The sequence below is a fragment of the Lysobacter sp. DMC97 genome (assembly GCF_056313745.1).
Map to the genome: position 1 here is coordinate 412,593 of NZ_JBQUZR010000003.1, position 19,859 is coordinate 432,451.

The 19,859-nt window shown below is 70.1% G+C and carries 11 protein-coding genes, 1 pseudogene and 1 riboswitch; of the genes and pseudogenes, 4 read left to right on the forward strand and 8 right to left on the reverse strand.

From position 1 onward, the window contains the following. Positions 1-51: 51 nt before the first annotated feature. The 3 genes and pseudogenes from ilvG to ilvD form a co-directional block, all read right to left on the reverse strand. Positions 52-1,725, reverse strand: a pseudogene (ilvG, locus tag ACT53Q_RS08070) (acetolactate synthase 2 catalytic subunit); the annotation flags it as partial. Continuing rightward, complete coding sequence (gene ilvC, locus ACT53Q_RS08075) at positions 1,725-2,837, reverse strand: ketol-acid reductoisomerase (protein ID WP_476186347.1); 1,113 nt, start codon at positions 2,835-2,837, stop codon at positions 1,725-1,727. The gene ilvC and the pseudogene ilvG, both read right to left, overlap by 1 nt. Further along, entirely contained in the window at positions 2,834-4,573 is a 1,740-nt protein-coding gene (gene ilvD / locus ACT53Q_RS08080) for a dihydroxy-acid dehydratase (protein ID WP_476186143.1), read from the reverse strand. Before ilvD ends, ilvC begins: the two co-directional genes overlap by 4 nt. A gap of 607 nt (positions 4,574-5,180) precedes the next feature. Between ilvD and ACT53Q_RS08085 the strand changes: the two genes are divergently transcribed. The 3 genes from ACT53Q_RS08085 to ACT53Q_RS08095 are packed head-to-tail and all read left to right on the forward strand — an operon-like array spanning position 5,181 to position 9,899. Continuing rightward, positions 5,181-7,004, forward strand: a complete 1,824-nt coding sequence (locus ACT53Q_RS08085; protein WP_476186144.1) for an FAD-dependent oxidoreductase — start codon at positions 5,181-5,183, stop codon at positions 7,002-7,004. Then, the gene (locus tag ACT53Q_RS08090) at positions 7,001-8,842 is read left to right on the forward strand and encodes a 2-oxoacid:acceptor oxidoreductase subunit alpha (RefSeq protein ID WP_476186145.1); all 1,842 of its coding nucleotides are present in this window, start codon (positions 7,001-7,003) and stop codon (positions 8,840-8,842) included. Before ACT53Q_RS08085 ends, ACT53Q_RS08090 begins: the two co-directional genes overlap by 4 nt. Before the next feature lies 1 nt (position 8,843). After that, entirely contained in the window at positions 8,844-9,899 is a 1,056-nt protein-coding gene (locus ACT53Q_RS08095; RefSeq protein ID WP_476186146.1) for a 2-oxoacid:ferredoxin oxidoreductase subunit beta, read from the forward strand. A 40-nt stretch (positions 9,900-9,939) separates the two neighbouring features. Here the strand turns inward: ACT53Q_RS08095 and ACT53Q_RS08100 are convergent, their stop codons facing one another. Both ACT53Q_RS08100 and ACT53Q_RS08105 read right to left on the reverse strand, forming a co-directional pair. Next, positions 9,940-12,777, reverse strand: coding sequence for a type 2 lanthipeptide synthetase LanM family protein (locus tag ACT53Q_RS08100; RefSeq protein WP_476186147.1), 2,838 nt, complete (start codon positions 12,775-12,777; stop codon positions 9,940-9,942). A gap of 79 nt (positions 12,778-12,856) precedes the next feature. Continuing rightward, positions 12,857-13,063 carry a DUF6229 family protein gene (locus tag ACT53Q_RS08105; RefSeq protein WP_476186148.1) on the reverse strand — a complete coding sequence of 69 codons (207 nt, stop codon included), beginning with the start codon at positions 13,061-13,063 and terminating at the stop codon, positions 12,857-12,859. Positions 13,064-13,357: 294 nt separating this feature from the next. After that, positions 13,358-13,454: riboswitch (TPP riboswitch) on the forward strand. 94 nt (positions 13,455-13,548) lie between these two features. Between ACT53Q_RS08105 and thiC the strand changes: the two genes are divergently transcribed. Next, positions 13,549-15,426 carry a phosphomethylpyrimidine synthase ThiC gene (gene thiC, locus ACT53Q_RS08110; protein ID WP_476186348.1) on the forward strand — a complete coding sequence of 626 codons (1,878 nt, stop codon included), beginning with the start codon at positions 13,549-13,551 and terminating at the stop codon, positions 15,424-15,426. A 42-nt stretch (positions 15,427-15,468) separates the two neighbouring features. On the opposite strand, the gene ACT53Q_RS08115 is transcribed toward thiC, so the two are convergent. The 3 genes from ACT53Q_RS08115 to ACT53Q_RS08125 all read right to left on the reverse strand — a co-directional run bounded on the left by ACT53Q_RS08115 (position 15,469) and on the right by ACT53Q_RS08125 (position 19,797). Next, on the reverse strand, positions 15,469-16,872 hold the full coding sequence (locus ACT53Q_RS08115; protein WP_476186149.1) for an FAD/NAD(P)-binding protein: 1,404 nt from the start codon (positions 16,870-16,872) through the stop codon (positions 15,469-15,471). 221 nt (positions 16,873-17,093) lie between these two features. Continuing rightward, complete coding sequence (locus ACT53Q_RS08120; protein WP_476186150.1) at positions 17,094-18,317, reverse strand: saccharopine dehydrogenase family protein; 1,224 nt, start codon at positions 18,315-18,317, stop codon at positions 17,094-17,096. A 73-nt stretch (positions 18,318-18,390) separates the two neighbouring features. After that, positions 18,391-19,797: a hypothetical protein gene (locus ACT53Q_RS08125; RefSeq protein ID WP_476186151.1), complete on the reverse strand. Its 1,407-nt coding sequence runs from the start codon at positions 19,795-19,797 to the stop codon at positions 18,391-18,393. Between the last annotated feature and the right edge of the window lie 62 nt (positions 19,798-19,859).

Sequence of the window (19,859 nt, forward strand, 5' to 3'; positions counted from 1 at the left end):
GATGTCCGGATCGTCGGCGTCGACCAGCGCCTGCACGGCGTCGGCATCGTCGTTGGCGTCCAGCATCTGCGCGTTGTTGTGGTTCGGCGGCACCAGCGGCCACACGTTGGCGTTCTGGTCGATCGCCACGTGCAGCAGCGTCGGGCCGGGTGCGGCCAGCAGCGCGTCCAGCGCGGCGTCGACGTCCGCGGCGCGGTCGACGTGCATCGCCTGCAGGCCGAACGCCTGCGCCAGCGCGAGGAAATCCGGGTTGTCGGACAGGTCGATCTCGGAGTAGCGGCGCTCGAAGAACAGCTCCTGCCACTGCCGCACCATGCCCAGCGCCTGGTTGTCGATCAGCACGATCTTGATCGGCAGGCGGTAGCGGGCGACGGTCGCCAACTCCTGCACGTTCATCAGGAACGAGCCGTCGCCGCTGACGCAGATCACCTGCGCCGACGGGTCCTGCATCTGCGCGCCGATCGCGGCGGGCAGGCCGAAGCCCATCGCGCCCAGCGCGCCGCTGGTGAGGTGCTTGCGCGGATGGTCGAACGCCCAGTGCTGCGCCACCCACATCTGGTGCTGGCCCACGTCGCAGGCGACGATCGCATCGGGCGCACGCGCCGACAGCCGCTTCAGCAACGACGGCGCGTACACGCCGTCGCCGGGTGCGTCGTAGCGCGGCGCGGTCTTGGTCTTTACCGCCGCGCAGGCGTCGCGCCACGCCAGACGGGTGGCGCCGTGGCGCGCGTGCAGATGGGCGGCGGCCGCGGCCTGCATGCGGCGCATGCTGATCGCGACGTCGCCACGCACCGGCGCATCGGCGAAGCGCAGCTTGCCCAACTCGCAGGCATCCACGTCCAGGTGCACCACGCGGGCGTTGGGCGCGAACTCGGCCAGCTTGCCGGTGGCGCGGTCGTCGAAGCGTGCGCCCACGGCGAACAGCAGGTCGCAGGCCTGCACCGCGAGGTTCGCGGCGCGACTGCCGTGCATGCCGAGCATGCCCAGGTTGAGCGGATGCGCATCCGGCAGCGCGCCCAGGCCCTTCAGCGTCAGCACGGTCGGGATCTGCGACGCCTCGACGAATTCGCGGAACGCGTCCACCGCATTGCCCAGCGCGATGCCGCCGCCGGCGTAGATCAGCGGCTTCTTCGCCAGCGCCAACTGCGCCAGTGCCGCGTGCAGCGAGGCATCGCTGGCACCGGACACGGCGTCGACCGGCGCCGGCGTGTGCGCGGGCAGGTGCGAGGCATCGGACACCTGCACGTCCTTCGGCAGGTCGATCAGCACCGGGCCGGGGCGGCCTTCACGCGCCAGCCGGAAGGCCTCGCGCAGCACGGTCGGCAGTTCGTTGATGCTGCGCACCAGGAAGTTGTGCTTGACGATCGGCAGGGTCATGCCGAAGACGTCGAGTTCCTGGAACGCGTCGGTGCCCATCAGGTGGGTGGCGACCTGGCCGGTGATGCAGACCATCGGCACCGAGTCCAGCATCGCGTCGGCGATGCCGGTCACCAGGTTGGACGCGCCCGGACCGGAGGTCGCGACGCAGACGCCGACCCGCCCGCTGGCCCGCGCCCAGCCGTTCGCGGCGAACGCGGCGCCCTGCTCGTGGCGCACCAGCACGTGTTTGAGGGGCGATCCATGCAGGGCGTCGTAGAAGGGCATGATCGTGCCGCCGGGATACCCGAACAGCGTGTCCACGCCCTCCGCCAGCAACGCCTGCACCAGCCAGCGGGCACCGTTCATCACGCAGTCTCGGCAATGGGATTGGGTTGCACGGCCGGCGCGGCGGCCGACGCGGTCGCGGCGGGCTGCGGCGCGGCCTGGCCCTGCTGCAGCCACTGCATCTTCGCGCGCAGTTCCTTGCCGACCTTCTCGATCGGATGGTCCTTGTCGGCCTGCTGGTAGCGCTTGTAGTTCGGCAGGCCGGCGTCGTATTCGGCCACCCACTTCTGCACGAAGGTGCCGTCCTGGATCTCGCTCAGGATGTCCTTCATGCGCGCCTTGGTCTCGGCGTTGATCACGCGCGGACCGCTGACGAAATCGCCGTACTGCGCGGTCTCGGAGATGAACTCGAGCATGCGGGTGATGCCGCCTTCGTAGAACAGGTCGACGATCAGCTTCAGCTCGTGCAGGACTTCGTAGTACGCGATCTCCGGCTGGTAGCCGGCCTCGACCAGCGTCTCGAAGCCGGCCTGCACCAGCGCGCTGGCACCGCCGCAGAGCACGGCCTGTTCGCCGAACAGATCGGTCTCGGTCTCTTCCTTGAACGTGGTCTTGATCAGGTTGGCGCGCGCGCCGCCCAGACCGCCGGCATAGGTCTTCGCCAGTTCCTCGGCGCGGCCGCTGCGATCCTGGTGCACGGCGTAGATGCAGGGCACGCCGCGGCCGATCTCGTACTCGCGGCGCACCAGCGCGCCCGGGCCCTTGGGCGCGACCAGCACCACGTCGAGGTCGGCGCGCGGCGAGATCATGCCGAAGTGCACGTTCAGGCCGTGCGCGAACAGCAGGCAGGCGCCCTGCTTCATGTTCGGCGCCAGCACGTCGTGGTAGAGCTTCTTCTGCACCATGTCGGGCGTGAGCACGGCGACGAGGTCGGCCTGCGCCGCGGCTTCGGCCGGCGACTTCACGGTGAAGCCGTCGGCGAGCGCCTTGACCTCGGTGGGGCCGCCCGGACGCAGGCCGACGACGACGTCGAAGCCGGAATCGCGGAGGTTGAGGGCGTGGGCACGGCCCTGGCTGCCGTAACCGATGACAGCGATCTGGGGCTTGGCGGAAGCATTCATGGCGAGGTCTCGATTTGAAGGAAAAAGGGAGGGGGAGGGAGAAGCGGGGAGGGAGAGGGAAAGCGAAATCAGGCGGGTTCGGAGGCGACGAGTGCGGCGTCGATGCGCTTCGTGTCGGCGGCCGCGGCGTCGAGCAGGCCGGGCGAGGTCACCGCGCCGCGCGAGGCCGAGCGCACGTCGCGCGCGTACTTCGCCAGCACGCCGTGGCGCACGCGCGGGGCGATGCGCGCCGGTGCGCGCGCGGCGAGGTCGGCGGCCACGTCGAGGCGGCGCGCGACGACATCGATCGTCACGATGTCGCCGTCGCGCAGCCGCGCGATCGGGCCGCCGTGCGCGGCTTCGGGCGAGATGTGGCCGACCATGAAGCCGTGGGTCGCGCCGCTGAAGCGGCCGTCGGTGATCAGCGCCACGTCGTTGCCCAGGCCCTGGCCGACCAGCGCCGCGGTCACCGCCAGCATCTCGCGCATGCCGGGGCCGCCGGCGGGGCCTTCGAAGCGGATCACCACCACGTCGCCGGCCTGGATCTGCCGCGCCTGCACCGCGGCGAACGCGGCGTCCTCGCTGTCGAACACGCGCGCCGGGCCGGTGTGCTTCTCGCGGCCGTGGCCGGCGAGCTTCACGATGCAGCCTTCCGGGGCGAGGTCGCCGTAGAGGATCGAATAGCCGCCGCGCGGCTTGATGGGATCGGACACGGGACGCACGACATCCTGCGTGGGGGAGGTCGTCGCGGCGTTCGCGTCCGCAAAAAAGCTGCGGCCGGCGACCGTGGGAATGTCCTCGATCAAGCCGGCCGCGATCAGCGCCTGCGCCACCAGTGCGGTGCCGCCTTGTTGGAACATCTCCGCCGCCGTGTAGCGGCCGCCCGGTTTCAGGTCGGCGATCACCGGCGTGTTCGCGCTGGCGGCCTCGAATTCCTCCAGGTCGAACGTCACGCCGGCCTCGTGCGCGATCGCCAGCAGGTGCAGCGCGGCGTTGGTCGAGCCCGCCGTCGCCGACACCGCGCGTGCGGCATTGCGCAGCGCGGTCGGCGTCAGCAGCTGGCGCGGCGTCGGGCCGCCGTCGCGCAGCAGCTGCATCACGCGCTCGCCGCAGCGCTCGGCGGCTTTCGGCTTGTCGGCATGCACGGCGGGGATGTCGTTGTCGCCCAGCGGCGACAGGCCGAGGAAGGTCAGCACCATCGCCATCGTGTTCGCGGTGAACTGGCCGCCGCAGGCGCCGGCACCGGGGCAGGCGCGACGCTCGATCTCACCCAGTTCGGCATCGTCGATGCGGCCGGCCGAATGCGCGCCCACCGCCTCGAACACGTCCTGCACGGTCAGCGCGCGCTCGCCTTCGCTGCCGTCGGCGTGCTTCGACTTGCACTTGCCCGGCAGGATCGTGCCGCCGTAGAGGATCACCGTCGGCACGTCCAGCCGCGCCGCCGCCATCGCCGCCGCGGGGATGGTCTTGTCGCAGCCCACCAGCAGCACCATCGCGTCCAGGCAGTGGCCGGACACCGCGAGTTCGATCGAATCGGCGATGGTCTCGCGCGACGCCAGCGAGGCGCGCATGCCGTCGCTGCCCATGGCGATGCCGTCGGTGACCGCGATCGTGTTGAACTCGATCGGCGTGCCGCCTGCCGCTTGCACGCCGCGGCGCACGTCCTGCGCCAGGTCGCGCAGCGTCAGGTTGCACGGGGACACGTCGGACCAGGTGTGGATCACGCCGACGAAGGGTTTGGCGATGGCGGCATCGTCCAGCCCGGTCGCGCGCAGCATGGCGCGGGCGGGGGCGCGGGCGGGGCCGGATTTGATCGCGTCGCTGTGCATCTGACTCTGGATCCTTCGGAACGATTCGGAAAATGCCGGGCCCGATAAAGCGAAACCCCCGCGCCTTTTCAGGAGCGGGGGTTTCGTCTGAAACCGGGGTTGTGTGTCGCGCAACCCTATCCCGCACCTGGTGGCGTGGTAATAAGAACGACGACAAGAACGAGGAGGACGAGCGCGGCCCCTGCGAGGAAGAACCTGGCGCGTACCGCTTCTGCGTGGTCGCGCATCGCCGCGATGGCGATGGGGCGTGGCGGGCGGTGGATGTTGCGCTGCGTCATGTCCGCAGAGAAGCATGCCCCTTCGCGGAATGTCAACCCCCTGCCTCGTGAGGAATCGGCATATGCGCCGGGGTCGCCACCGGAGCGGGATGCATTCCCATGCGAATCAACACGCTAGCGGTTTCCGCGGCGCACTCGACGATGGTCGAATGCGGGGTCGCGGGACGTCGGCGACGGGCCGGTGAAACCGTATGCAATCCGGACGTTGCGCGAAACGGAATGGCCGACGGGCTGCATCGACCCACGTGACGGCTGCCCGAGACGGGGGCTAGACTCGCGCTGCAGTGCGTTGACCGACGCTCTCGGTTGGAAGCCAGCATGAGGTCGCAGTGAAGCCGACCGATCTACAGGACCCGAACACGTTCCATCGGGTCGTCGATTGCCAATGGGCGTGTCCCGCACACACGCCGGTCCCCGAGTACATCCGCCTGATCGCCGCCGGCCGCCCGGCCGACGCCTACATGGTGAACTGGCGCAGCAACGTCTTCCCCGGGATCCTCGGTCGCACCTGCGACCGGCCCTGCGAGCCGGCCTGCCGGCGCGGGCGGGTCGAGGAGAACAACGGCGAGCATCCGGAACCGGTCGCGATCTGCCGGCTCAAGCGCGTCGCCGCCGATCTCAAGGGCGACGTCTCCGCGCGGATGCCGAAGCCGGCGGAGCGCCTCAACGGCAGGCGCATCGCCTGCGTCGGCGCCGGGCCGTCCTCGCTGACCGTGGCCCGCGACCTCGCGCCGCTGGGCTACCACGTCACCGTGTTCGAGGCCGATCCCAAGGCCGGCGGCTTCATGCGCACCCAGGTGCCGCGCTTCCGCCTGCCCGAGGAGGTCATCGACGAGGAAACCGGCTACGTGCTCGACCTCGGCGTCGAGTTCATCGGCAACCATCGCATCGAATCGATGCGCGACCTGCTGGCGCAGGGCTATGACGCGGTGTTCGTCGGCAGCGGCGCGCCGCGCGGGCGCGACCTCGACCTGCCCGGCCGGCAGGAGGCCGCGGCGCAGATCCACATCGGCCTCGACTGGCTGGCGAACGTCTATTTCGGCCACGTCACGAAAGTCGGCAAGCGCGTGATCGTGCTCGGCGGCGGCAACACCGCGATGGACTGCTGCCGCTCGGCGCGCCGGCTCGGCGGCGAAGAGGTGAAGGTCATCGTCCGCTCCGGCTTCGACGAGATGAAGGCCAGCCCGTGGGAGAAGGAGGACGCGATGCACGAAGGCATCCCGATCCTCGACTGCCGGGTGCCGAAGAGCTTCGTGCATGCCAGCGGCCGGCTCACCGGCATGACCTTCGAGAAGGTCCGCGCCGAATACGACGCCAACGGCCGCCGCAAACTGGTGCCCACCGGCGAGCCGGAGGAGTTCCACGCCTGCGACGAAGTGCTGATCGCGGTGGGCCAGGAAAACGCCTTCCCGTGGATCGAGCGCGACCTCGGCATCGACTTCGACCAGTGGGGCATGCCGGTCGTCGATACGGTCACGCACCAGTCGACTTTGCCGCATGTGTTGTTCGGCGGCGATGCGGCGTTCGGGCCGAAGAACATCATCTGGGCCGTCGCGCACGGCCACGCCGCAGCGGTCAGCATCGATCGCCTGCTGCACGGCGAAGACACGCAGCAGCGGCCCGCGCCCGACGTGAGCCTGATCTCGCAGAAGATGGGCATCCACGAGTGGAGCTACGACAACGCGGTGTCGGCCGACGAGCGCTACAAGGTGCCGTGGTCGGAAGCCGCGAAGAAGCTCGACAGCATCCGCGTCGAGGTCGAACTGGGCTTCGACGTCGCGACCGCGCTGAAGGAAACCCAGCGCTGCCTCAACTGCGACGTGCAGACCGTCTTCACCAAGGACAAGTGCATCGAATGCGATGCCTGCGTCGACATCTGCCCGACCGATTGCATCACCTTCACGCCGGATGGTGAGGAGGCCGACTTGCGCGGTCGCCTGACCGCCCCGGCGCTCAACCTCGAACAGCCGCTGTACGTCGCCGGCCCGCTGAAGACGCACCGGGTGATGGTCAAGGACGAGGACGTCTGCCTGCACTGCGGCCTGTGCGCCGAACGTTGCCCCACCGGCGCCTGGGACATGCAGAAGTTCCTGTTGATGGAAACCCACGCCGGCCCGCGCTGCCGCGACGCCCACAAGAAGGAGGCGGCATGACGGCCGGCCACGCTTCATTGCAGTCGATCAACGATTTCGTCGTCAAGTTCGCCAACGTCAACGGTTCCGGTTCGGCTTCCGCCAACGAGCTGTTCGCCAAGTCCATCCTGCGCATGGGCGTGCCGGTGAGCCCGCGCAACATCTTCCCGTCGAACATCCAGGGCCTGCCGACCTGGTACGAGGTGCGCGTCTGCGAAGCCGGCTGGCTGGGCCGGCGCGGCGGCGTCGACCTGATGGTGGCGATGAACCCGCAGACCTGGGACGCCGACCTCGCCGAGATCGAGCCCGGCGGCTATCTCGTCTACGACAACAGCAAGCCGCTGCCGCGCTCGAAATTCCGCGACGACGTGCAGGTGATCGGCATCCCGCTGACCGAGATCTGCAACGCGACCTACAGCGATCCGCGCCAGCGCCAGCTGTTCAAGAACATCATGTATGTCGGCGCGCTCAGCGCGCTGCTGGACATCGACCCGGCCGAGATCGAGCGGCTGATCGGCGAGCAGTACAAAGGCAAGGAAAAGCTGCTGAAACCGAACGTCGAGGCCCTGCATCTCGGCCGCGACTGGGCGCTGCAGCACCTGTCCTGCCCGATCGGCCTGCGCGTGCAGCGCGCCGACAAGGTGGGCGACCGCATCTTCGCCGAGGGCAACGCCGCCGCGGCGCTGGGCTGTGTCTACGGCGGCGCCACGGTGTGCGCGTGGTATCCGATCACGCCGTCGTCGTCGCTGGCCGAGGCGTTCCAGAAGTACTGCCAGAAATACCGCAACGACGAGGACGGCGCGAAGAAGTACGCCATCCTGCAGGCCGAGGACGAGATCGCGTCGATCGGCATGGTCGTCGGCGCCGGCTGGAACGGCGCGCGCGCCTTCACCGCGACCTCGGGCCCGGGCGTGTCGCTGATGAACGAGTTCATCGGCCTGGCGTACTTCGCCGAGATCCCGGTCACCATCATCGACGTGCAGCGCGGTGGCCCGTCCACCGGCATGCCCACGCGCACGCAGCAGTCGGACATCCTCGCCGCGGCGCACGCCTCGCACGGCGACACCAAGCACGTGCTGCTGTTCCCCGAGGATCCGCACGAGTGCTTCACCTTCGCCGCCGATGCGCTCGATCTCGCCGATCGCCTGCAGACGCCGGTGTTCGTGATGACCGACCTCGACATCGGCATGAACCAGCGCCTGTGCGCGCCGTTCGCGTGGGACGACCGCCGCGTCTACGACCGCGGCAAGGTGCTGAGCGCGGAGGACCTCGAAGCGGGCAAGGAATTCGCGCGCTACAAGGACATCGACGGCGACGGCATCCCGTACCGCACCTATCCCGGCACGCATCCGGACAAGGGCGCGTACTTCACCCGCGGAACCTCGCGCAACCCGCAGGCGCAGTATTCCGAACGCGGACCGGACTACGTCTACAACATGCAGCGGCTGCTGCTGAAGTTCGACACCGCGCGCACCCTCGTGCCGCAGCCGGTGTTCGACCGAGGTGACGTCCCCGCGCGGCACGGCGCGCTGTTCTTCGGCTCGACCAGCCCGGCGATGGCCGAAGCCGTCGACCGTTTGCGCCGCGACGACATCGCGATCGACACCGTGCGCGTGCGTGCGTATCCGTTCCCCGACAGCGTGCGCGACTTCATCGCCGCGCACGAGACGGTGTTCGTGGTCGAGCAGAACCGCGACGGCCAGCTGCGCACGCTGCTGATCGACGCGTTCGGCGTCGATCCGGCGCGGCTGGTCGCGGTCCTGCATTACGACGGCACGCCGATCACCGCGCGCTTCATCGCCGACGCCATCGCCGCGAACCTCGGCCGCGGTGGCGCCCAACGGGACAAGGTGGCCTGACATGACGTATCTCGCCAAACCCAAGCTGCACCACCCCACGCTGGCCTGCAACGCGATCGGGTTCACCCGTCGCGACTACGAAGGCAAGATCAGCACGCTCTGCGCCGGCTGCGGCCACGATTCGATCTCCGCGGCGATCATCCAGGCCTGCTGGGAACTCGACATCGAGCCGCACCGCGTCGCCAAGCTGTCGGGCATCGGCTGCAGCAGCAAGACGCCGGACTACTTCCTCGGCCAGTCGCACGGCTTCAACACCGTGCACGGGCGCATGCCGTCGGTGCTCACCGGCGCCAACCTCGCCAACCGCGAGCTGATCTACCTCGGCGTGTCCGGCGACGGCGATTCGGCGTCGATCGGCATCGGCCAGTTCGTGCACGCGATCCGTCGTGGCGTGAACATGGCCTACATCGTCGAGAACAACGGCGTGTACGGCCTGACCAAGGGCCAGTTCTCGGCGACCGCCGACCAGGGCTCGGTGTCGAAGAAGGGGGTCGCCAATACCGACAGCCCGCTCGACCTGGTGACGATGGCGCTGCAGCTCGGCGCCACCTACGTTGGCCGCGGCTTCTCGGGCGACAAGAAGCAGCTGGTGCCGCTGATCAAGGGCGCGCTCTCGCACTGCGGCGCGGCGTTCATCGACGTCATCAGCCCGTGCATCGCGTTCAACAACCACGCCGGCAGCACCAAGAGCTACGACTACGTGCGCGAGCACAACGACGCGGTGAATTACCTCGATGTGATGCCGCACCGCACCGAGATCGCGGTCGATTACGCCGACGGCGAGACGCTGTCGATCGAGCAGCACGACGGCTCGGTGCTACGCCTGCACAAGCTCGATGCGGGCTACGATCCGCGCGACCGCATCGCGGCGATGAACCTGATCCAGCAGCGCCATGCGCGTGGCGAAGTCGTCACCGGCCTGCTGTACGTGGATCCCGAGGCGCCGGACCTGCACGGCCACCTCGGCACCGTCGCCCGCCCGCTGAACACGCTCGAAGCCGCGGACCTGAATCCCGGTGCCGCGGCGCTGGAGAAGATCAACGCCGCGCTGCGCTGACGCGGTGCGGCGTCGCCGCGGCGCCATGCCGCCGCGCCGCTCAGGAGGCGACGGAACGCTCGAACAGCAGCGGCGAGCCGAGCCGACACTCCGGATGCATGCGCACGAGGCCGTGGACGGCGCCGGCGATGCCGGTCATCAGGCCCGGCGTGAAGGCGGCGCGCGTGCGGCCGCTGATGATGCCGCCGTGTTCCTCGATCGCCGACAGCACCTGCGCCGTGCAGTCGGCGCGATCCGACGCGCAGGCGCCGGGATCGGTCGCGTCGGCGCGGATCAGCAGGTCCCACAGCGAGAAGTCGCCATGGCACAGCGTGTGGCTGGCGCCCCAGGTGCCGCGCGACGCCGCGACGGCGCGGCGCAGCATGTCGCGCTGGCGCGCGTCGCCGGTGCGCCGGAACAGGTCTTCCGCGCCCAGCCCGATGCCGACACTGCCGTTGCACCAGCTGTGGAAGGTCTCGCCGCGTTTCCACTGGCGCTGGTCCAGCCAGTTCGCCAGTGACGCGTCGTACAGCGTGTCCTGGTAGTCGAACGCGCGCTCGGCCAGCGCCCGCCAGCGCGCTCGCGCCAGTGCATCGCCCGCGGTCGAGAGCGACAGCCGCGCCAGCGCCCAGCCGGTGCCGGCGACGCCGTGCGCGAAGCCGCCGATCGGTTCCCGGTAGACGGTCGAGGCCCAGCGCGCGCCCTGCGCATCGACGATCGCGGTCGCCTCCAGGTGCGCGGCGGCGCGAATCGCCAGCGCCTGCCAGCGCGCGTCGCCGGTGGCCTCGGCCAGGTGCAGCAGCGGCACGATCACGCCGGCCGCGCCGTCGATGATGTCGAAGCGCTGGTCGTGCGCGAAGCCGATCCGTTCCAGGTCCTCGGCGCGCTCGATCGCGCAGGCGATGAACTCCTCGCGCCGCAGCAGGTCGTGCAGGGTCAGCCAGGTCCAGATCTGGCCGCCGTGTCCGGTGAAACCGCCGATCGCCTTCGGCAGCTCGTGTCGATACAGCGGCGCGAGCGTGCGCAGCGCGCCTTCCAGCGTGTCCTCGAGCCCGTCGATCGCGTCCACGCGACCGTGCGCGGCCTCGTCCGCATAGGCGGCCAGCGCCACGACCACGCCGCCGAGGCCGAAGTAGAGATCGCTCAGCACAGGCTGCACCAGCCAGCCGGTGTGGCTGGTCTCCGGCGTGATCCAGGTCGCCGTGCCGTCGCTCCCGCGCACCGCCAGCCGCAGCAGGCGCGACACCGCATCGGCGGCCAGCCGGCGCCGCCGCGCGTCGAGCGCATCCGCGTGCGGGCGGCGCGCGAAGAACGACGGGATGTGGTCCGCCTCCTCCAGCACGCCGGGCGGCCGCCGGTTGAGTTCGGTCGCGACCAGCGCGCTGCGGATCGTCAGTTCCTCCAGGTCCACCCGCATCGCGCGCCAGTCGGCCAGCGCCGCGGCGATGCGTTCTTCGCTCGCGGCGGTGGCGAACACCGGGATGTCGCCGTGGCGCAGGTCGTCGATCTCGCCGGCGATCTCCTCCGGTGACGCAGGCGCCAGCGGCGAGACGGCGGCGTTGCGCACGAACAGGTCGCGGGCGCGTTCGATCGCGGCCGCTTCGTCGTGCAGCGCGGCCGGGTGCCACAGCATCCGGCCGATCTCGGCGTAGACCTGGGTCGGGCGGCGGATCTCGCGCACGCTGCAGCCCGCGAACGCGCGCAGCCGCGGTTCCAGCCCGCCGCCCGCGTCCAGCCGGCGCAGGCGTTCGCAGGCATCGAGGAAGCCGCCGCTGATGCAATCCCAGTACGCGGGCAGGTCGGGGTCCGGCGTGGGATGGTTCTGCGCGACCGCCCGCGGTTCGTCGATGATCTTCAGCCGCGCCGCGGGCGTGCCCTCGTGCTCGATGACCGGCACGTGCGCCGGCGGCTGCTCGCCCGCCAGCGCGCCGGCGGCGGACACGTCCACGCCGTCGAAGCCGAGCGCGGGCGCGCGGAACGGCACGATGCCCGTGCGCAGCACCGAGCCGCGGATCAGCGCCAGCGCCAGGTCGTGCGCCTCGCCGTAGCCGACCGAGGCCGGGCGCGCGACCGGCGCGAACAGGCTCTCGACGTCGATGACCACCGGGACCGGGCCGACGGCGATCAGGTTCTCGTGGTGGATGTCGGTGCCGCCGATCAGGCGCAGCAGGCCCAGCCAGTGGCCGAGGCCGCGATAGAACGTCGCCAGTTCGCCGGGGCCGTCGCAGTGGCGGTGGATCTCGAACGCGCTCCAGCCGTGGTCGCCGTGGTCGAGGCAGCGCGGCACGCGGATGCGGTCCGCCACGCCGGCGAACACGTCCGCGAGGAAGTCGTCGAGCACGCGGTCGATGCGCAGCGAGCGCGGCTTGTACATCACGCTGCCGCCCTCGAAACGCAGCCGCGCGACCGAATGCCCGCCGCCGTGCAGGTCGCCCAGGCCGAGGTCGACCGACCGCAGCGCGCCCGCGTCGCTGCCGAGCAACGGCCGCAGCGCGTCGCGTTCGTCGGCGATCCGCGCCGCCATCCGGCCGAGCGCGAGACGCTGCTGTTCCAGCGCGATCGCGAGCCGCGGCCGGAACGGCGGATAGCGTCGATCCAGGTGTTCGCCGAACGCGGGCTGCAGGCTGGCGGCGACGAAGCGGTCGAAACGCTCGCCGTCGTTGCCGCTGCCGAGCTGGCCGGCGCGTTCGGCTGCGTGCAGTTCCAGCAGCAGCACGCGGTTGAGCTTGAGCGCCGCGTTCAGGTGCAGCGCGCGTTCGCCCGCGGCGCGCAGCGTGGCGCGGTCGCCGTCGCCGAGGCCGTGGAGCGCGTCCAGGTCGGCGGACAGCGCGCGGCTTTCCGCGGCGGCGAAGTGGTCGATGATCGCGAAGAAGGAGCGGGGCTCCCGTTGTCCGTCCATGGGCGACGTCCCGGTCAGCCGGAAGGGAAGGAAACGCGCTGCAGTGGCGCGCGCCCGCGAGGGACGCGCGCCGTGGACATCAACAGCAGGCGCAGCCCGTCGGACGGCAGGAGGCGGTGGTGCCGCCGAGCGTCGTGAAGATGTAGGTCGCGGCATCGACCTGCGTCATCGCGGCTTCGGTGGCCACGCTGCCCTCGATGAACAGGGGGCCCGCGGGGTTGTCATGGCCTTCGATGCTGTCCTGGCCGGAGAGCCAACCCGATACGACGTCGTCATTCTGGAGCATGATCGTTCTCCTTGAGCATTCGCTCTTTTCGTCGTGATGCTTCGAATGGCGCCGGAAACGCCGGCGCCGGGGAATGCGGCAACCGTCCGCAGTGCATCGATCTGCATGCCGGGCAGGCATGGGCGGCGATGCCGCGGAATCACCATGGTCCGGCCCCGGAGGCGTGTCAACGCACGGGCACCGGTTCGGGTACGCGCATCACGAACCGGCCCGTGTTCATCTTTCTCCGCCGCCGGCGCGGGCGTGCCCGCCGGCCCTGCTGCTGGCCGGGCAGGCCCCGGCGTGGTCAAATACCCGTCGAAGTGGGGGTACCGCGGTCGTCGCGGTTGAGACAGTCCCTTTGAACCTGATCCGGCTGATACCGGCGTAGGGAAGCTTCGCAAGGCCCGCACCGTGCGTGCGGCCGACGCGCCGCCGCTTCGTCCGATGGGTCCGCTCCGCGCGGGCCTTCCGTATCGCAGGACGAATGCAGAGTGAGCGTGCCGATGAATGCCGTGCCTTCCCCGCTGTTGCAGCAGACCGAACAGCTGTCCGAATCCGTCACCCGGCCGATCCCGGGCTCGCGCAAGATCTTCGTCGACGGCGCGCAGCCGGGCGTGCGCGTGCCGATGCGCGAGATCGCGCTCGCGCGCACGCCGACGCTGTTCGGCGGCGAGGACAACCCGCCGGTCACCGTGTACGACACCTCCGGCCCGTACACCGATCCGGAGGCGCGCATCGACCTGGCCGCCGGCCTCGCGCCGCTGCGCGCGGCGTGGATCGAAGCCCGCGGCGATTCCGAACAACTGCCGGGCCTCAGCTCCGAGTTCGGCCGCGCGCGCGAGCACGACCCGAAGCTCGACGCCGTGCGTTTCCCGAACCGCGCGTTGCCGCGGCGGGCGAAGGCGGGTGCCAACGTCACCCAGATGCACTACGCCAAGCGCGGCATCGTCACCCCGGAGATGGAGTTCGTCGCGATCCGCGAGAACCAGCGGCTGGAAGCGGTGCGCGAGGCACACCTGCTGAAGCAGCATCCGGGCGAGCACTTCGGCGCGAACATCCAGACGATCATCACGCCTGAATTCGTCCGCGACGAGATCGCCCGCGGCCGCGCGATCCTGCCGTGCAACATCAACCATCCGGAAAGCGAGCCGATGATCATCGGCCGCAACTTCCTCACCAAGATCAACGCCAACATCGGCAACAGCGCGGTGTCGTCGGGGATTGCAGAAGAAGTCGAGAAGCTGGTGTGGGCGATCCGCTGGGGCGGCGACACGGTGATGGACCTCAGCACCGGCAAGCACATCCACGAGACCCGCGAGTGGATCATCCGCAACGCGCCGGTGCCGATCGGCACGGTCCCCATCTATCAGGCGCTGGAGAAGGTCGACGGCCGCGCCGAGGCGCTGACCTGGGAGATCTTCCGCGACACGCTGATCGAGCAGGCGGAGCAGGGCGTCGACTACTTCACCATCCACGCCGGCGTGTTGCTGCGCTACGTGCCGCTGACCGCGAAGCGCACCACCGGGATTGTCTCCCGCGGCGGTTCGATCATGGCGAAGTGGTGCCTGGCGCATCACAAGGAGAATTTCCTCTACACGCACTTCGAGGACATCTGCGAGATCATGAAGGCCTACGACGTGGCCTTCTCGCTCGGCGATGGCCTGCGTCCGGGCTGCCTGGCCGACGCCAACGACGCGGCGCAGTTCGGCGAACTGGAAACCCTCGGCGAGCTGACGAAGATCGCGTGGAAGCACGACGTGCAGACCATGATCGAAGGCCCCGGCCACGTGCCGATGCAGCTGATCAAGGAAAACATGGACAAACAGCTGCGCGAGTGCGGCGAGGCGCCGTTCTACACGCTCGGCCCGCTGACCACCGACATCGCGCCGGGCTACGACCACATCACGTCCGCGATCGGTGCGGCGATGATCGGCTGGTACGGCACCGCGATGCTCTGCTACGTCACGCCGAAGGAACACCTCGGCCTGCCGAACCGGCAGGACGTGCGCGACGGCATCATGGCGTACAAGATCGCCGCGCACGCGGCCGATCTCGCCAAGGGTCATCCCGGCGCGCAGGTGCGCGACAACGCGCTGAGCAAGGCGCGCTTCGAATTCCGCTGGGAAGACCAGTTCCACCTCGGCCTCGACCCCGAGAAGGCCAAGGAATTCCACGACGAGACCCTGCCGAAGGACGCGCACAAGGTCGCGCACTTCTGCTCGATGTGCGGCCCGCACTTCTGCTCGATGAAGATCACCCAGGACGTGCGCGACTACGCCGCCGAGCACGGCGTCGACGAGACGCAGGCGATCGAGGCCGGCATGGCCGAGAAGTCGCAGGAATTCCTGGCGCATGGCGCGCAGGTCTACCGCCGCGAGTGAGCGGACGGCGGCGGCGCCCGCTGCTCCGTCGCCATCGCCGCCTCAATCGGATCGTGCTGCGCGTGTGGGAAGCGGGGGCGCGGCCGCGAGGGGGCGTGCGGCCGCGGGTGCGCGCAGCCGCTTCGCCAGCGCATGCACGGCGGCGCGCAGTTCGGCGATCGCGGTCATTTCCCAGCTTTCGCCGCGGGCCAGCGCGCCGAGGCAGTACAGGCCGGGGACCAGTCGCTCGCGGGCGTCGATCACCTCGCTCGCGGCGGTGACGCGCAGGCCCAGGCCCAGCGGATCGGCCGCGAGGGTGCCGGTGGCGTAGAGGTGCTGGATCAGCGGGTGCGTGGTGCGGGTGATGTCGGTGTCGAGGCCGGTGGCGCGGATCAGGCCGTCGAACATCCCCGCATCGGCGGTATCGCTGCCGCGCCGGCGGAACACGACCGAGACGCGATCGCCGGCGACACCGGCGCGCAGCAGGCGGCCGGCGACGATCGTCAGCTGCCCGCTCGCGCGCAGTGCATCGACCTCCGCCGCGACGCGCGGCGCCATGCGATGGCGATGGATTTCCCAGTACGCGCGCACATGGCGCAGGAAACGCGCGCGCTGCACCGGCGACAGTCCGCGCCAGAACGCCTGCGTGTGCGGGCGCAGCGCATCCACCAGCGGACGCCAGTCGTCGACGATCTGCGCGACCGAGCGCAGCGACGACACCAGCGCGTGCAGATCCTCTGCGCGCAGCGCATGCAGCACGCTGGGCGGCAGTTCGATCGGGTCGGCCGCGTCCGCGGTGTGGCGCTGCGGCAGCAGGCCATGCCGCGACAGCGCGACGATCTCGCCGCGATGCTTGCGACGGTGCAGCGTCGCCAGCACGTCGACCATGGTCAGCCCGGTGCCCGCGATCAGCAGGCGCGCGTCGGGATCGATCCGCTGCAGTTCGCCTTCCTGCCAGGGCGACGCGACGTAGCGCGGGCTGCGTGCGAGTCGCGGCCCGACGCCTGCCAACCGCTGCGGCGGCAGCGCGCCGACGGCGAGCACCACGACATCGCTGAAGAAGCTCGCGCCGTCGTCGAGATGCACGCGGAAGCCGCTGCCGGGCAGGCGGTCGATCTCCACGACCTCGTGCTCCAGCGTCGTGAGGTTGGTGGACAGCTGCTCGGCCTCCTGCAGCCGGTCGAGCAGGTATTCGCCGTACGCGATGCGCGGCAGGAATTCGTCGCGGGCGCGCGGCGAGAGGTTGAGCCACTGCGCGAAGCCGGCCGGCTTCGCCGCATCGGCGCCGAGCTGTCCCGCGCGGGTGTTGAGCAGGTGTTCGCCGCGCGCATCGCCGTAGGCGACGCCGCAGCCGAAATTGCTCGCGACGCCGACCAGACAGACGTCGACGTCGGTGTCGCGCGACGTGGCGAGCGCGGTGGCGAGCGTTGCGCCGCTGAATCCGGCGCCGACGATGGTGATGCGCATGCGGGCGTCCTCCGTGGGGGATGGACGCAGTCTGCGCAGCCGTGCGCGGGCGATGTGTGAAAAATCGGTTTTCGTCTGAATTCCCGCGATTCCGACGATTTCCTGCGCGTGCGCGAAGTGCCTGATTGCAGGCGTTTCGCGCGTGCTACATGACGCGCGGTGATGCGCTCATGCCGCGGCGTGGCGATGTGCGTGCCGAGCGAAGCGGGCCGCGGCCGGCGTCACGCGCCGACGAGATCGAAGGTCAGTCCGGCCTTCGCGCGCAGGCGTTCGACCAGCGGCAGGCCCATCGCCGCGGCCGGCGTCCACACGCCGCCGGGCGTGCGCGCGTGGTCGATGTCGCGGGCGAGGCTGATCGCGGCTTCGCCGATCATCTTCGAGGTCGAGCCATAGCCCGGATCGCGATCGCCGGTGACGCGGGCCGTGAGTGTCTTGCCGTCGGCGGTCTCGCCGAAGAACAGCAGCTCGTAGCGGCCTTTCTCGCGCTGTTCGGCGTTCGGGCCCTCACCGGGCTTCGGCAACGCGAAGCGGGCGAGCAGGGCGCGGGTCGGGGCGAAGGCGAGCAGCAGGTTCTGGGTCTTCGCCTGGCGCAGCATCTTCTTCGCCCGCTTCTCGCCTGCGGGGCCGTCGCCGGTGAGCATGCGTTCGCTGTAGGTGAAGTCCGTGCCCCAGGGATGGCCGAGCAGCGCGTGGCTGCGATGCACGTTCTTGGTGTTGATCGTCGCCATCACGAACGGCGCGGTCCACGCCTGCGCCAGCGCATCGCGCTCGGCGACGAAATCGTTCGGCTGGCGCGGGCCCTTGAAGCCCGGCGTCAGCGCGAACGGGTCGACCAGCGTGCGCCGCAGCGACGGATCGGCCTTCGTCGCGGCGTAGGTCGCGAGCATGCTGGCGACGGTGCCGCCGGAGAACGTGCCCTTCATCGTCTTGACGCGGCCGTGGACGCGCTTGAGCGGCGCGCCAAGGCGCGCCTGCGCCTCGTGCTGCGCGTAGAGCACGCCGAGGTCGAACGGGATGGAGTCGAAGCCGCAGGAGAACACGATGCGCGCGCCGCTGGCCTGCGCGATCGGCTGCAGCTCCGGGATCATCTTCGCCATCCAGCCCGGCTCGCCGCAGAGGTCGACGTAGTCGGTGCCGGCGGCGGCGCAGGCGCGGATCAGCGGTTCGCCGAAGCGCTGGTACGGACCGACGGTGGTGAGCACGACCTTCGCGCGCCGCACCAGCGCGGTGAGGGCGTCGCCGTCGGCGGCGTCGGCGACCAGCAGCGGCAGCGCGGGGTCGATGCCGAGCGCGTCGCGCACCTCGGCCAGCTTCGCGGCGCTGCGGCCGGCCATGGCCCAGCGCAGGTCGCCGGCGTCGCCATACGTGTTGTGGAGATATTCGGCGACCAGCCGGCCGGTGAAGCCGGTGGCACCGAAGACGATGAGGTCGAATGCGCGGTCCATGCGCCATCTTGGCATGGAACCCGCCGCGGACGGCACCGGGGCGCGATGCCCGGCGCCGTCCGTGACCGATGCATCAGAACGGCGTCGCCTCCGCGGTGGTGCGCAGGACCGCGCCGGCGTTCGGTTCCGGCGAGGCGCACGATGCCGCGCTGATCTCGTAGACGTCGAACCGGTAGTTCGGGTTGGTCGAGATCCACGGAATCGTCGAGGTGCCGGCCGTGTTCTCGCAGTGCACCAGCGCGTGGCCGCCGGCCGGCTGGCGGATGTAGATGCCGTAGCGCTTGCCGCCCGGCGCGGCGCCCCAGCGCAGTTGCACGCTGCACGGGAAGCTCGGCTTGGTGGTGCAGTCGATGTCGCGCACGCCGAGCACGTCGGCATTGCCCGAGGTGAAGTACATGCGGCGCGTCGCCAGCAGCGACGTGTAGTTCGAGAAGGTGTTGGCGGTCGTCAGCGAATCGACCACGCTGCGCGAGAAGTGGCCGCTGCCCGGCGACGTGGGCCACTGGCCGAGCAGCGCCAGATGCAGGAACTCGTTGTTGTTGAGCGCGGTCTGCGCCTGGGTCGCGGTCTGCGCGCGGTTGAAGTACGTCTCGAGCAGGTGTACCGGCTGGTTGCGCAGGCTGCCCATCTCGGAATAGAGCTGGCCGAGGCCCGTGTCGAGATTGTCGTAGATGTCGACGCCCCACATCCGCGGCAGATTGCCTGTGGCGGCGAGCAGGTTGCGCAGCGCGGTGAAGCGGCCGGGTGCCCAGGCGATCGAGAATCCGAGCGTGTCGTCGGTGCCGTACGTGTAGGTGTAGTCCTGCCACAGCCGGGTCATGAAGGCGGGGCGCTGGCCGCCGCCGAGGCCGCCGTCCTCCAGCCCGAGATCGAAGATCAGGAGGTTGTTCGGCGAGGCATACAGCGACGACAGTCCCTTCGCGTCGACGACTTCGTGCGCCGCCTTGCGTGCGTCGACGATGAAGTTCCAGACCTTCTGGTAGCGGATCTCGTCCCACTGGGTCCAGTTCTGCGGGTTGGCGTTGTAGCCGAAGCGGATGTAGATGCGGCGCATGCCGCTGTCGAGCGCGCGCCCGAGGATCGCCTTGAAGTTGGCGCGGTGCTGCGGCCGCATCGCGCCCCAGCTGTCGTCGATCACTTCGCCCCAGACACCGTCGGGCACGCCGTCGTTGCAGGCGTTCGCCTCGCAGGGGCCGAGCTCGCTGTTGTGCAGGACGAGGGTGTAGGCCTTCTGGCCGCTGGCGGCGAGGCCGGCGATCTGCGCGTCGACCTTCGCCGGATCGAGGTGGTAGCCGCCGATCGGCGTGCGCAGGTTCTGCGCGGGCAGGTACCAGCCGTTGTTGGCGCCGAAGCCGTCGGTGGTGCCGTAGGCGTAGAGGAAGTGGTCGGTGCCGCCGAACGGCACGCCCTTGGCCGCATGGGCGGCGGGCATCGCGAGCAGCACGAGCGCGGCGAGGAACAGGCGCGGAGAGAGGCGCATGACGAATCCTTGTCGTGGACACAGGCAGGCTTGCCTGCGCGCCATCGTCCCGCCGATGGTGT

What these genes read in the sequence shown, in the direction of transcription:
- ilvD (WP_476186143.1), bottom strand. Translation starts at nt 4,573, where the DNA reads ATGCACAGCGACGCGATCAAATCCGGCCCCGCCCGCGCCCCCGCCCGC.
- ACT53Q_RS08100 (WP_476186147.1), bottom strand. Translation starts at nt 12,777, where the DNA reads ATGGACGGACAACGGGAGCCCCGCTCCTTCTTCGCGATCATCGACCAC.
- thiC (WP_476186348.1), top strand. Translation starts at nt 13,549, where the DNA reads ATGAATGCCGTGCCTTCCCCGCTGTTGCAGCAGACCGAACAGCTGTCC.
- ACT53Q_RS08125 (WP_476186151.1), bottom strand. Translation starts at nt 19,797, where the DNA reads ATGCGCCTCTCTCCGCGCCTGTTCCTCGCCGCGCTCGTGCTGCTCGCG.
- ACT53Q_RS08105 (WP_476186148.1), bottom strand. Translation starts at nt 13,063, where the DNA reads ATGCTCCAGAATGACGACGTCGTATCGGGTTGGCTCTCCGGCCAGGAC.
- ACT53Q_RS08120 (WP_476186150.1), bottom strand. Translation starts at nt 18,317, where the DNA reads ATGGACCGCGCATTCGACCTCATCGTCTTCGGTGCCACCGGCTTCACC.
- ACT53Q_RS08095 (WP_476186146.1), top strand. Translation starts at nt 8,844, where the DNA reads ATGACGTATCTCGCCAAACCCAAGCTGCACCACCCCACGCTGGCCTGC.
- ACT53Q_RS08090 (WP_476186145.1), top strand. Translation starts at nt 7,001, where the DNA reads ATGACGGCCGGCCACGCTTCATTGCAGTCGATCAACGATTTCGTCGTC.
- ACT53Q_RS08115 (WP_476186149.1), bottom strand. Translation starts at nt 16,872, where the DNA reads ATGCGCATCACCATCGTCGGCGCCGGATTCAGCGGCGCAACGCTCGCC.